This is a genomic window from Actinomadura napierensis (assembly GCF_039529375.1).
Classification (GTDB): Bacteria; Actinomycetota; Actinomycetes; order Streptosporangiales; family Streptosporangiaceae; genus Spirillospora; species Spirillospora napierensis.
Genome location: NZ_BAAAMR010000115.1, coordinates 1 through 12,874 on the forward strand (window position 1 = coordinate 1; position 12,874 = coordinate 12,874).

Here is a 12,874-nt window from a genome sequence, read left to right on the forward strand (position 1 = left end):
CCCGGCACCATGGCCGCCATCAACACCACCCCCCACAACCTCACCCCCCACCTCGGACCCCACGCCCACATCGCCGCCCACAACACCCCCACCTCCACCGTCATCTCGGGCGACACCCCCGCCGTCAACGAAATCGTGGACTTCTGGCGGATCTGGGGAGTCAAAACCAAGATTCTGCGCGTCAGCCACGCCTTCCACTCCCACCACATGGACGCGATCGCCGAGGAGTTCGGCAAGGCGGCGCGGGAGGTGGCCTACCACCCGCCGCGGATCCCCATCGTGTCCAACGTGACCGGGCAGGTCGGCGAGGCCGAGCAGCTGACCTCACCGCAGTACTGGGTGGACCATGCCCGGCAGCCCGTGCGGTTCTCCTACGGTGTGCGGACTCTGCGGCGTGAGGGCGCGGGAATCCTCCTGGAGGTCGGCGCCGACGCCGTGCTGGCCCCGCTGGCGCACGGCTGCCTGGAAGAAGAGGACGACGAGCCCGGCGCTCCGCCGACGCTCGCGGCCACGATGCGCGGCGACCGGGACGAGATGCCGGCGTTGCTCGCGGCGCTGGGCCAGGTGCACGCCGGCGGGGGGACGGTGGACTGGCCGGCCGTCCTGCGGGCGGTGGGCGCCCCAAGGCCCGACCGCGTGGTGGCGCTGCCCACGTACGCCTTCCAGGGGCGTCACTACTGGCTGCAGCCAGAGGAGCAGCAGGTCGGCGGGGAGGCCGACGGCGGGGAGGACGCCGGGTTCTGGAACGCGGTGGAGAGCGGGGACCTGGCGTCGGTGGCGACCGCTCTCGACCTGGACGATGAGCAGCGCCAGGCCATGCGGGGCGTCCTGTCTTCGCTGTCGGCGTGGCGGCGAAGGCGCAGGTGCCAGTACCGGATCAGGTGGACGCCGCTGCCGGAAGCACCGTCGCAGGGCCTGTCCGGAACCTGGCTCGTGCCCGTCCCGGCGGCCCTGGCGGACCAACCCATGGTGGCCGGAGTCCTCGGGACGCTCGCCGAGGCCGGCGCGACCGCACGGGTGGTCCCGGTCGAGGCGGCGGAGTCCGATGCCCTCTCCCACCTCCTGCGCGGTGCATCTTTGGACACAGGGCCCGCCGGCGTGCTGTCCCTGCTCGCGCTGGAACAAGAGCGGCGACCGGGCACGTCGGTGGTCCCGGAGGGGCTGGCCTTGACGGCGGCCCTGATGGGCGCGCTGGACGACGCCGGTCTCGACGCGCCGGTGTGGATCGCGACCCGCGGTGCAGTCCGGGCGGACGGCGCCGACCCCGGTCCCGATCCGCTCCAGGCTCTCCTGTGGGCTTACGGCCAGGTCGCGGCCGAGGAACGCGCGTCCGGACCGGTCGGCCTCATCGACCTTCCCGAGCACCTGGACGACGGCGCCCGGACCCGCTTGGGGCTCGTGCTTGCGGAGACCGGCGCCGCAGACCAGATCGCCGTCCGCGGTACGGTCGCGCACGCGTCCCGCCTGGCCCGCGTACCATTCGGCGTGCAGCCGGCCGAAGGACATCCGGTGCCGCCGGGGCCGGTGGTGTTCACCGGAGCGGTCACGCCATTGGCGGCGCACATCGCCCGGTGGCTGGCACGCAACGGGACCGAGCGGATGCTGATTTCCGGCCCGTCCGCTGCGACGGCCGCGCAGACTCGTGATCTGCTGACCGAGCTGGCCTCGATGCGCGTCCACACGGAGATCGTCGAATCCGGAGTGGACCAGGCCGACCGGTGCCGGGACCTGAGCGGAGGCCGTGTCGCGGCGGTCGTCCATGTCGCCGATCTCGACGGCGATCGCGCCGGACCCGCCGACCTTGAGGCGCTGGACCGGGAGCTCGCGGCGGTCCAGGACGCGGCGGCGGTGCTGTCCGGGTTCGCGCAGGACGCGGAGCCACCGATGTTCCTGTTCGTCACCTCGGCCGCCGGCGCGCTCGGCGGGGCCGGGCTGGGAAACCAGGCTCCCGGGCACGCCTACCTGGACGCCTTCGCCGCCCGCCTTCAAGCCGATGGTCACACTGTCGCCTCGATCGCCGTCGGCCCCACCGGCGACCCCGAAGTGCCCGCCGAGCCTGACACGGCTGACGAGTGCCTGCTGCGGTGGGGGATGCGGGCGCTGCCCTCGGGCCAGGCGGTGGCGGCGCTGCGGCAGGCGGCCCGTGCCGGTTCCCCGCTGCTCGTCGCCGACATCGAGTGGGAGCGGGTCGTGTCGCAGCGGGCGGGTGTGCCCCCGCGCCGCCTCCTCCAGGACATCCCCGAGGTCCGGCGCATCGCGGGACCGGTCGACGGCGGCGGCGCGGCGGCCGGCCGGGCGGCCGAACTGCGGCGCCGACTGGCCGGCGCGCCCGAGGCGGAGCGGGAACGGCTACTCCTGAACCTGGTTCACCAGCGTGCCGCGACCGTCCTGGGGTTCCAGTCGGCGGAGGAGGTCAAGGCCGATGACAACCTGCTGGACCTGGGGCTCTCGTCCTTCACCGCGCTGGAGCTGAGCACCCGCCTGGCCGAGGCCACCGGCCTGCAGATCTCCCCGGTGGCGATCTTCGAGCACGCCACGCCATCGGCGATGGCCCGGTTCCTGCACGACGAGTTCGCCGCGCAGGACGGGCCCGCCACCGAGGCCGGTGACCCACCGGGCTCCCCACCAGCGCACGCGTCACTAGCGAACGAGGTGTCATGAGCGATTCGGTTGTCATCGTCGGCGCGGGACCGGTCGGCCTGATGCTCGCCCACGAGCTGGCCCTTGCCGGAGTGCGGACCGTCGTCATCGAGCGGCGTCCCGAGATCGACGACAGGACGGTGTCGGGGCTGATCCACGCCCGCTCGGTCGAGCTGCTGGAGCAGCGCGGCCTGATGGAGCAGCTCCGCCGCGAGGAGGGCGAGCCGCCGGTCTGGGACCGGCTCCACTTCGCCAGCTTCTGGCTGGACATGTCGGAGCTGGCCGGGACCGACCATTCCGTCGTCCTCCTGCAGACCCGCATCCAGCGGGTGCTGAGCGACCGCGCCGCCGCCCGGGGCGTGCACATTCTGCGCAGGCACGAGCTGGTCGGGCTGAGCCAGGACGAGGACGGCGTCACCGCCCGGGTCCGCTCGCCCCTCGGCGAGGAGGAGATCAGGTGCCGCTACCTGGTGGGGTGCGACGGCGAGAACAGCACGGTCCGCGAGCTCGCCGGGTTCGCGGTGACCCGGAGCGGGCCGTCCTGGTACGGGCTGCTCGCCGACGTCGGGAGCTACGCGGGGCCGGTCGGCGCGGGCTCCTTCCACGAAGGCGGGATGTTCGGCCAGTTCGGCGACGCGTCCACCATGTTCCGCCTGATGACGATCGAGATCGGTGTCGAGGCGCCGCCTGAGGAGCAGCCGGTCACGCTGGAGGAGGTCACGGCGAGCATCGAGCGGATCACCGGCGAGCGGCCCACCGTCGAGGAGCCGCTCTGGCTGCACCGTCACGGCAATGACACCATCCTCGCCGACGAGTACCGCAACGGCAGGGTCTTCCTGGCGGGCGACGCCGCGCACTTCCAGTTCCATCCCGCCGGGCACGCGGTGACGATCGGCCTGCAGGATGCGGTGAACCTCGGCTGGAAACTGGCCGCGAAACTGCAGGGCTGGGCCCCCGCCGGCTTGCTGGACTCCTACGAGGCCGAGCGCCGTCCGTACGGGCGTCGTGCCTGCGTCTACGGGCGGGCGCAGATGGCCCTGCTCGACACCGCCGACGGCCCGAGCGCGCTGCGCGAGGTGTTCGGCGAACTACTCGACCACGAGGCGGTGAACCGGCACCTGGTCCGAGCGGCCACCGACGCCCGCTACCCGCTGGGGCAGGCCGGTGACCTGCCGGGCCGCCGGGTGCCCCTGGTCGGACTGAGCACACCCGGCGGCAAGGTCCCGGTGGCCGAGACGCTGCACGCCGCCCGTGGCGTCCTGCTGGACCTGTCCGGTGGCGCGGAGCCGCCCGATGTCACCGGGTGGAAGGACAGGGTGGACGTCGTGGCCGCCGAACCGACGCCCGAGATCCCGGCGTCCGCGGTCCTGGTGCGCCCCGACGGCCACATCGCGTGGGCGGGCGAGGCCGTCGGCGACGGGCTCCACACGGCCCTGGCCGACTGGTTCGGAGAACCTGCGGCGTGACGGACACAACGAGCTACGGAGTTCCGGTGACGGAGAGCCAGGAGACCCGGCCGCTGGCCGTTCTCGGCGCGGGAGTCATGGGCGTGGGCATCACGGCGCTGTTCCTCGGGCACCGGCGGCACGTCGTGCTCATCGACACCGACGAGTCCAAGCTCGACCGGGCCCGCACGGAGGTCGCCCGGCACCTGCGGCTGGCCCGGCTCATGGGCGCGCTGCCGGGGGAGAGCACGGACGGCGAGCTGAGGACGAGCACCGCACCGGACGCGGTGGCCGGGGCGGCCGCCGTGATCGAGGCCGTCATCGAGGAGAGCGCCACCAAGACCAAGGCCCTGGCGGACGCGGCGGCCGCGACCGCCCCGGGCACGCCGCTGGTGTCCAACACCTCGTCGATCCCGATCGACGAGCTGGGCAGGGGCATGAGCCGCCCGGAGGACCTGGTCGGCGTCCACTTCATGAACCCGCCCTACCTGATCGCGACGGTGGAGGTCGTCCAGGGGCCGCGGACCGGGCCCGCCGCGATGGCCGCGGTGCGTGGGCTGCTCGCGGAGCTCGGCCGCCGGCCCGTGGTGGTCGGCGACGGGCCCGGGTTCGTGACCAGCCGCATCCTGCACCGGATGATCAACGACGCCGCGCGGATCGTGGCGGAGGGGCGGGCGTCCGCCGCGGACGTGGACATCCTCCTGCAGGACTGCCTCGGGCACCGCACGGGTCCGCTGCGCACCGCGGACCTGATCGGGCTGGACAACCTCGTCGACTCGCTGCGGGTGCTCCACGAACGCACCGGCGACGACGGCTGCCGGCCCTGCGACCTGCTTCTGGACAAGGTGCGCGATGGTGACCTCGGCCGTAAGAGCGGGCGCGGGTTCTACGACTATCTGGAGGCACGACCGTGACCACGTCGCCTGACCGGGCGCAGAGCCGTGCCGCGGCTCCGCAGGCCGTCGAGGAGGACCTGCGCACCTTTCTGGAGGTGCGCACCAAGAACCCGATCGAGCCGGACGACGATCTCGCCGCGGCCGGAGTCTCCTCGCTGTTCGTGATGGAGCTGGTGACCTACATGGAGAACACCTACGGCATCGTCATCGCCGGCCCGGACCTGATGATGGAGAACTTCAGGACGGTGCGCGCCATGGTGACGCTGGTGGGGCGGCTGCTGGACACCGGCCCGGGAGCCCCGGGTGATCACTGATTCCGCTGTGCGCGGAGGGTCCAACGCGATGACCTCGCTGGTCGCCGAGATGGTCGGCGACCAGGCGGAGGAATGGGACCGGCGGGGCCGGCTGCCGATGGCGCTCGTGCGCGAGCTCGCCGGCCGCGGGATGCTGTGCGCCCAGGTGCCCGCCCGGTATGGGGGGCTGGGCCTGACCGCCGCGGCCGGCGGGGCCTTCACCGCGGGCGTCGGCGGCCTGTGCAGTTCCCTGCGCAGCCTGATGACCTCGCAGGGTATGGCCGCGTGGACCATCGAGAAACTGGGCGGAGCCGCGCAACGGGAGGCGCGCCTGCCCGAGCTGGCCGGTGGCCGGCTCGCGGCCGTGGCGTTCAGCGAGCCGGCCGCCGGCAGCGACCTGTCCGCAATCGAGACCCGGATCCGGGCGGAAGGCGACACGGTCGTCATCGAGGGCCGCAAGGTCTGGATAACCGGCGCCGCCTACGCGGACCTGCTGGTGGTGTTCGGGCGCTTCGGAGACGGCGCCGCCGCGGTCCTGGTGCCCGTGTCCGCGCCGGGCGTGCGGGTCGAGCGGGTGCCCGACCCGCTCGGCTGCCGCGCGGCCGGGCACGCCGACGTGCACCTGGACTCGGTGCGGCTGCCCGCGGACAGCGTATTGCAGCGGACCGGCGGGTCCGTGGAGCTCCTGGTGACCTCGCCCCTGACCTACGGCCGGCTCTCGGTGGCCTGGGGATGCGTCGGGATTCTGCGCGCCTGCCTGAACGCCGCAACGGACCACGCTCGCTCCCGGACGCAGTTCGGCAAGCCCTTGGCCGACCACCAGCTCGTCGCCCGGCATCTCGCCGAGCTTCTGGTCGGCGAGCAGGTCGCCACGCGCACCAGCGAGCACGCCAGCCGGTGCTGGGACGCGGGCCTGCCGGAGACGGCCACCGCGGCGGTGCTGGCCAAGCACGTCGGCGCCGTCAACGCCGTCCGGGGCGCGGCCGCCGCGGTGCAGGTCCTGGGTTCGGCCGGGGCGCGGGACGGGCAGGCCGCGGCGCGCGCGTACCGGGACGCCAAGCTGATGGAGATCATCGAGGGCAGCAACGAGATCTGCCAGCTGATTCTGGCCCGGCACGCGCTGACCGTCCCCAGGTGACCACTGAGAAGACCACCGCGATGAGCACCGAGAGGAAGGCGACCATGGAGACCCGAAGCGTGCGGGACGACCCGACGGCCGGTCCGCCCGGGGACTTGCCGGTGACGGTCAAGTGCCTGGTGTGGGACCTGGACGACACGCTGTGGTCCGGCATCCTGCTGGAGGACGGCGAGGTACGGCTCGGCGACGCCGTCCGCGAGGTGATCGCCGAGTTGGACTCCCGGGGCGTCCTGCAGTCGGTGGCCAGCAAGAACGACCCCGACCTGGCCTGGCGGCGCCTTGAGCGGCTCGGCGTCGCCGAGTACTTCGTGCACGCCCGGATCGGCTGGGGCCCCAAGTCGGACGCGGTGCGGGAGATCGCCGAGCGGCTGAACTTCGCCGAGCACACCATCGCGTTCATCGACGATCAGCCCGCGGAGCGGGCCGAGGTCGCGTTCCACCTGCCGCGGGTGCGGTGCTACCCGGCCGAGATGGCGACCAAGCTGACCACCCTGCCCGAGTTCAGCCCCGCCGTCGTCACGGTCGACTCCCGGCGCCGCCGCGAGATGTACCGGGCCGGTCTGGCCCGCGACGCGGACCGCGCCGGGTTCACCGGGCCGGACGATGAGTTCCTGCGGTCTCTGGACATGGTGCTGGCCATCGCGCGGGCGGACGGGGAGCGGCTGTCCCGGGTCGAGGAGTTGACCCTGCGCACCAGCCAGATGAACGCCACGGGCGTGCACTACTCCGATGCGGCACTGCGCGGGCTGCTCGCGGACCCGGATCACGAGGTCCTGGTGGCGACGCTGACCGACCGGTTCGGCCCGCACGGCGCGATCGGTGTCCTTCTGCTGGAGCGGCACCGGGCGGTGTGGAACCTGAAACTCCTCGCCACGTCATGCCGGGTGGTGTCGTTCGGCGCCGGATCGGTGATCCTGCGCTGGCTGATCGGCCAGGCGGCCGAGGCCGGCGTCCACCTGCTCGCGGATTTCCGCGCCACCGAGCGCAATCGCATCATGGAGGTCGCCTACCGGTTCGCCGGTTTCGACGACACCCCCTGCGCGTGCCGGGACGGCCTGACCAGGCCCGCCGGCGGCGAGGGCACCACGCGGCTGCACCTCGAGCCCACGGAACAGCAGGAGCCGACCACCATGCGGCTCGTCGCGCCCGACCTGTGCGGGACCGTGATCTGACATGGCCGGATACCTGGAGGTCACCTCTGACCTGCTGGACTACGTCAGGGGCGTCTCGCTGGACGACGACGAGGTCCTGCACGACCTGCGCCAGGTGACCGCGGGAATGCTCGGCGGGACGACGATGCAGGTCGTCCCGGAGGAGGCGCAGCTGCTGGCGATGCTGGTCCGGCTGACCGGCGCCCGGCTCGTGCTGGAGATCGGGACTTTCACGGGCTACAGCGGCCTGTGCATGGCCCGCGCCCTTCCGCCCGGCGGCCGCCTCATCACCTGCGACATCAGCGACCGGTGGAACGCGATCGCGGCCGCGCACTGGGCGCGGGCCGGGGTCGCCGAGAAGATCGACTTCCGGCTCGGCGACGCCTCCGCCACCCTGGCCGGACTGCCGGACGACATCGGCGCCGGCTCGGTCGACCTGGCGTTCATCGACGCGGACAAGGCCGGCTACCCGCGCTACTACGAGGCCGTCCTGCCACTGGTGCGGCCCGGCGGTCTGATCGTTTTCGACAACACCCTGTTCTTCGGCCGCGTCCTGGATCCGGACCCGGCGGACGCCGACACCCGGGCCATCCAGGAGATCAACTCGATGCTGCACCGGGACGAGCGCGTCGATCTGTGCCTGCTCCCGATGGCGGACGGCATCACCCTCGCCCGGAAGGCGGAGCACGGAAGCACGGCATAAGCGGGGCTTTAGCGCGGGTGCCGATCATGGGAGGCGGCCCCGCCACGAGGGAAGGGACTGTCATGTACCGCTCGGATATCGGCATCGTGTCGGCGGGCACGGGACTCCCGGGGGACGCGATCGGCACGGCCGCGCTGGCGGAGCGGTTCGGTTTCGGCGCTCCCTGGGAGCACTGGGTCAACACGTTCATCGGAACGACCAGCCGCCACCTCGCCATCGACCTGGAGACCGGTGAGGCCCGCGCCACGCTGGCGGACCTGGGCGAGGAGGCGGGGCGAAGCGCGCTGGAGTCGGCGGGCCTGGAACCGGGGGACATCGACCTGGTGGTCATGGGCACCGCCACCCCGGACCTGCTGATGCCGGCGACCGTCAACGTGATCGCCGACCGGCTCGGCATCGACGGCGTCCCCAGCTTCCAACTCCAGTCCGGCTGCTCGGGAGCGGTGCAGGCGATGGACGTCGCGAGCGGGCTTCTGTCGACGGGCCGGTACCGCACGGCGCTGGTGCTCGGCGGGGACGTGTGCGCCAAGCACGTCGTTCCCGACGCCGACTTCAGCAGGCTGCCCCCGGCCGAGCTGGTGAACCTGGTGCTCTTCGGGGACGGCGCCGGCGCCGTCGTACTCCGGAGGGAGCCCGAGCCCGGCGCGGCGTTGCTGCGCGGCCTGTTCACCCGCCTGGTCGGGCTGGGCCGCGACCCCGGGCAGACCCTCGCCTGGTTCGGCGCGAACCGCACCTTCGACCAACCCGCCGCCACCGAGGACTACAAGGCGATCGAGGAGCGGGTGCCGGTCATGGCCGTCGAGGTGCTCAAGGAGCTGCTCGAAAACCTGGAATGGAGCGAGGCCGACCTGCGCTACCTGCTGCCACCGCAGCTGTCGGGCCGCATGAGCGCCCTGATCGGTGAGCGCCTGGCGGTCCCGCACGCGCAGCAGATCACCCGCGTCAACGAGATCGGGAACTGCGGCAACGGGCTGGTGTTCGTCCAGCTCGAACGTGCCCTGGAAGCGATGGGACCCGGCGACCGGGCGGTGGGCGTCGCGATCGAGTCGAGCAAGTGGATCAAGAGCGGGTTCGCGCTGGAGCGGACATGAGCGCGGCGGGGCCGGGCCCGGCCGGCGGACCGGCGGAGATCGTGCCCGTCCCGGCCGAGCGCCGGCACACGCTGACCTTCCTGTCCTGGTCGAGGGGGGCCGCGCCGGTCTTCCTCGACACCGAGGTGGACATGAGCGCCGTCGTCGCCCACCGCCGCGCCGCCGAGCAGGTGGGCCGCCGCTACTCGATGGTCGCCTACGTCCTGTACGCCGCCGGCCGGGTCCTGGCCCGCCACCCGGACGCCAACGCGGCGATCAGGGGCCGCGGCCGGCCGAGGATCGCGCGCTACGGCACGGTCAACGCCAAGGTCGCCCTGGACAAGCGGCTCAACGGTCAGCGGGTGGTCCTCGCCGCGCTCCTCACCGGAGTGCACCGGTCAAGCCTGGAGCAGATCCAGGGCGAGCTCGAGTACTGGCGCCGCGGCGACGCCGACCACATGCAAGAGTTCGCGGCACTGCGCAAGATGCAGCGCATGCCGTGGCCGCTGCGGTCCTGGGCGAACAGCTCTGCCGTCTCCGGTCTCCGGCGCCGCCCCCACACGATGGGCACCTTCGCCGTCAGCTCATTGGGGCACCGCCCCGTCAACGGCTTCCACTCATTCGGCGGGACCACCATCACCCTCGGTGTCGGGCAGACCATCGAGCGCGCGGTGATCCGGGACGGGGCACTCGCCTCCGCCCCGGTGATGCGGCTCAACCTGGCCTTCGACCACCGGGTCATCGACGGGGCGCACGCGGCCGACGTCCTCACCGAGATCAAGGACGCCCTGGAGGGCTTCGCTCTTCCGGCGGAGGGGGGCGGCGACGCAGCGCAGGAACGCTCGCTTCCCGGAAAAGGTGCATGATGAACGACGTCGGCGAGCTCAAGCAGTACATCATCGCGCACGCCCGTGCCCAGAGCATCCCGCCCGGGCGGCTGCGGGAACTGCTGGGGAGCATTGACAACGACGACGGTGACGCGCCGGGCTCGTGGGTGCGCGCATGGGTCACCGAGGGCGACCTGCTGTACGGCCAAGGCCGTCTCTACGACGCCTGCCGGTACTACATGCTGGCGCGCTTCCCCTACCCGGACGGCGATGCCCGGCAGGAGGCACAGCGCAGGTGCGTTGAGGTGTTCGACCGTTTCCGCCAGGACGACACCGGCATCCAGCGCCTCGACGTCCCGGTCGGAGACGGACTGGTGCGCTGCTACGCGAGCGGCCTGTCCCGCGACCGCCGCCCGCCCCTGCTGATCCTCATGGGCGGCATCGTCAGCATCAAGGAACAGTGGGCGTACTCGCTGCTGGACCTCGAACGGACGGGCGTGGCCGCCGTCGTCGCGGAACTGCCGGGCATCGGGGAGAACACGCTTCCCTACACGCCGGACGGCTGGCGGATGCTGTCGGCGATCATCGACGCGGTCGGGGACCGGGCCGATCCTGCACACACCTACGCGATCACACCGAGCTTCGCCGGCCACATGGCGCTGCGCTGCGCGACGGAAGACTCCCGTATCAAGGGGGTCGTGTCCGCGGGCGCGCCCATCAACCGGTTCTTCACCGACACCGCGTGGCAGCGGCGGCTTCCTCGCGTCACCGTCGAGACGCTCGCCCACCTGGTCGGCACGACGCCCGTACAGCTCACCGAGCACCTGCCGGCGTGGGCGCTCACGGCGGGACGGCTCACCGGGCTGACGATCCCGGTGCACTACATGGCCGCACGGCGGGACGAGATCATCCCGCGTGATGACCTGCGGTTCCTCAGGCACCATGTGCGCAACCTGCACCTCGTCGAGAACGACGACGTGCACGGGTCGCCGGCGCACCATGTGGACGCCCGCATATGGACGGCCCGATCCATCATGCGGATGCGGGGCGCCTACACCCCGCAGCGGGCCGCGCTGAGCGCGGTCTGGTTCGGGCGCCGCGCGTGGCGAAGACTGGCCGGCCGAACAAGTGCGCCGGACCTGCCGCTCCGGGACGCCGGCCCCCCGCCCCTCCGCACGCCGGAGTCCTAGACGGCGCACCCGGACGGCCGCCCGCACGGAAAGGAATCCTTGTGCCGATGACCGGTTCGACGCATGCCGTGGTCGTGGGCGGCGGCCTGGCGGGAATGCTGGCGGCCGCCGTCCTCGCCCGACACCTGGACGGTGTCACCGTCGTGGAACGGGACCGCCTCCCCGGCGGTCCGGAGCTGCGCAAGGGGCTGCCCCAAGCGCGGCACGCCCACATCCTGTGGTCCGGCGGTGCTCGGGCGATGGACTCGGTGCTGCCTGAGACCACCGGCCGGCTGCTCGCAGCAGGCGCCCATCATGTCGGCGTCCCGCAGCGCATGGTCACCCTCACCGCCCTGGGCTGGCAGCACCGCTTCCCCGCCACGGAGTACATCATCGGCGCGAGCCGCGCCCTGATCGACTGGGTGATCCGGGACCAGGCTCTTGCCGAGCCGGGGGTCGCCCTGCTCGACGACGCCGAGGTCGTGGAGGTGTGCGGCGGACCCAGTGGGGTGACCGGCGTGCGGGTGCGGCGCCGGGACGACGGCACGACGGCACTGATCGCCGCCGACCTGGTCGTGGACGCCACCGGCCGCGGTTCCCGGCTGAAGTCCTGGACGGCCGGCACGGGCGCGCTTCCCGCCGTGGACGAGGAGATCGTCGACACCGGACTCGGCTACGCCACCCGGATCTACCAGGCTCCCGCCGGCGCCGTGGACTTTCCGATCGTCGCGCTCTACGCCGACTACCGGCAGCCGGTGCCCGGCCGCAACGGGCTGCTCCTGCCGATCGAGGACGACCGATGGATCGTCACATTGTCCGGGACTCGCGGCGCCAGCCCGGCCACCGACGAGGGCGAGTTCGACGCGTTCGTCCGCAGCCTGCGCCACCCGATCATCGCCGAGCTCCTCACCCTGGCGGAGCCCATATCGCCGGTGTACCGCACCCGGTCGACGGCCAACCGGCGCACGCATTACGAACGGGCCGCCTCCTGGCCGGAGGGCCTCATCGTGCTCGGCGACGCCCTGGCCTCGTTCAACCCGGTGTACGGCCACGGCATGTGCGCGGCGGCGCACTGCGCTGCGGCGCTGGACGCCGCGTTGCGCGGCGGCGGGCTCCGTCCGGGCCTGGCCTGGTCGGCCCAACGGGCGATGTGCGCGATCGTCGACGATCCGTGGATCCTGGCGACCAGCCAGGACATCTACTATCCGGACTGCTATGCGACCACCACCGACCCGCGCTTGACCCATGAGGCGGCGATGCGGCGGCAGTTCGCGGAACTGGTGACGGGCATCGCGCTGCGGGAGCCGGTGGTGAACGCCGCGCTGTCCGCGGTGACGGCCACGTCGGCGCCGGCCACGCGGTTCGAGGACGAGGAGATCGTGTCCGCGATCCGGCGGGGCCCGCAGCTCCCCCCGCTGGAGGAACCGCCGCTGACCTCCGAGGAGCTGTCCGCAGTGGGCTACGAGCCCGGCAGGGCGCTCAAGTAGACCGAGCGCGCGAGGCAGGGAACGGACAGGCGACCGGGCACCGCCCGGTCGCCTG

General features: G+C 72.6%; 11 protein-coding genes. All 11 read left to right on the forward strand.

Annotation, left to right across the window (positions count from 1 at the left end):
* The coding region (locus tag ABD296_RS40550; protein WP_344280589.1) for a KR domain-containing protein at positions 1 to 2,661 on the forward strand (2,661 nt) is incomplete at its 5' end.
* Positions 2,658 to 4,106, forward strand: coding sequence for an FAD-dependent oxidoreductase (locus ABD296_RS40555; protein ID WP_344280592.1), 1,449 nt, complete (start codon positions 2,658 to 2,660; stop codon positions 4,104 to 4,106). The genes ABD296_RS40550 and ABD296_RS40555, both read left to right, overlap by 4 nt.
* Positions 4,107 to 4,132: 26 nt before the next feature.
* Entirely contained in the window at positions 4,133 to 4,999 is an 867-nt protein-coding gene (locus tag ABD296_RS40560) for a 3-hydroxyacyl-CoA dehydrogenase family protein (RefSeq protein WP_344280595.1), read from the forward strand.
* Positions 4,996 to 5,295: an acyl carrier protein gene (locus tag ABD296_RS40565; RefSeq protein WP_344280598.1), complete on the forward strand. Its 300-nt coding sequence runs from the start codon at positions 4,996 to 4,998 to the stop codon at positions 5,293 to 5,295. Before ABD296_RS40560 ends, ABD296_RS40565 begins: the two co-directional genes overlap by 4 nt.
* 28 nt (positions 5,296 to 5,323) lie before the next feature.
* Complete coding sequence (locus ABD296_RS40570) at positions 5,324 to 6,412, forward strand: acyl-CoA dehydrogenase family protein (protein WP_344280601.1); 1,089 nt, start codon at positions 5,324 to 5,326, stop codon at positions 6,410 to 6,412.
* Complete coding sequence (locus ABD296_RS40575) at positions 6,409 to 7,584, forward strand: HAD-IIIC family phosphatase (RefSeq protein WP_344280604.1); 1,176 nt, start codon at positions 6,409 to 6,411, stop codon at positions 7,582 to 7,584. The genes ABD296_RS40570 and ABD296_RS40575 overlap by 4 nt, the downstream gene beginning before the upstream one ends.
* 1 nt (position 7,585) lies before the next feature.
* Positions 7,586 to 8,266: an O-methyltransferase gene (locus ABD296_RS40580; protein ID WP_344280607.1), complete on the forward strand. Its 681-nt coding sequence runs from the start codon at positions 7,586 to 7,588 to the stop codon at positions 8,264 to 8,266.
* Between the two features lie 62 nt (positions 8,267 to 8,328).
* Positions 8,329 to 9,357 (forward strand): 3-oxoacyl-ACP synthase III family protein, encoded by a 1,029-nt coding sequence (locus tag ABD296_RS40585; RefSeq protein WP_344280610.1) that lies wholly within the window; start codon positions 8,329 to 8,331, stop codon positions 9,355 to 9,357.
* Positions 9,354 to 10,202 carry a 2-oxo acid dehydrogenase subunit E2 gene (locus ABD296_RS40590; protein ID WP_344280613.1) on the forward strand — a complete coding sequence of 283 codons (849 nt, stop codon included), beginning with the start codon at positions 9,354 to 9,356 and terminating at the stop codon, positions 10,200 to 10,202. The genes ABD296_RS40585 and ABD296_RS40590 overlap by 4 nt, the downstream gene beginning before the upstream one ends.
* Positions 10,199 to 11,353, forward strand: coding sequence for an alpha/beta hydrolase (locus ABD296_RS40595; protein WP_344280616.1), 1,155 nt, complete (start codon positions 10,199 to 10,201; stop codon positions 11,351 to 11,353). The genes ABD296_RS40590 and ABD296_RS40595 overlap by 4 nt, the downstream gene beginning before the upstream one ends.
* 47 nt (positions 11,354 to 11,400) lie before the next feature.
* Positions 11,401 to 12,819, forward strand: coding sequence for an FAD-dependent oxidoreductase (locus tag ABD296_RS40600; RefSeq protein WP_344280619.1), 1,419 nt, complete (start codon positions 11,401 to 11,403; stop codon positions 12,817 to 12,819).
* The last annotated feature ends 55 nt before the right edge of the window (positions 12,820 to 12,874 follow it).

What these genes read in the sequence shown, in the direction of transcription:
- ABD296_RS40570 (WP_344280601.1), top strand. Translation starts at nt 5,324, where the DNA reads ATGACCTCGCTGGTCGCCGAGATGGTCGGCGACCAGGCGGAGGAATGG.
- ABD296_RS40580 (WP_344280607.1), top strand. Translation starts at nt 7,586, where the DNA reads ATGGCCGGATACCTGGAGGTCACCTCTGACCTGCTGGACTACGTCAGG.
- ABD296_RS40555 (WP_344280592.1), top strand. Translation starts at nt 2,658, where the DNA reads ATGAGCGATTCGGTTGTCATCGTCGGCGCGGGACCGGTCGGCCTGATG.
- ABD296_RS40590 (WP_344280613.1), top strand. Translation starts at nt 9,354, where the DNA reads ATGAGCGCGGCGGGGCCGGGCCCGGCCGGCGGACCGGCGGAGATCGTG.
- ABD296_RS40600 (WP_344280619.1), top strand. Translation starts at nt 11,401, where the DNA reads ATGACCGGTTCGACGCATGCCGTGGTCGTGGGCGGCGGCCTGGCGGGA.
- ABD296_RS40585 (WP_344280610.1), top strand. Translation starts at nt 8,329, where the DNA reads ATGTACCGCTCGGATATCGGCATCGTGTCGGCGGGCACGGGACTCCCG.
- ABD296_RS40595 (WP_344280616.1), top strand. Translation starts at nt 10,199, where the DNA reads ATGATGAACGACGTCGGCGAGCTCAAGCAGTACATCATCGCGCACGCC.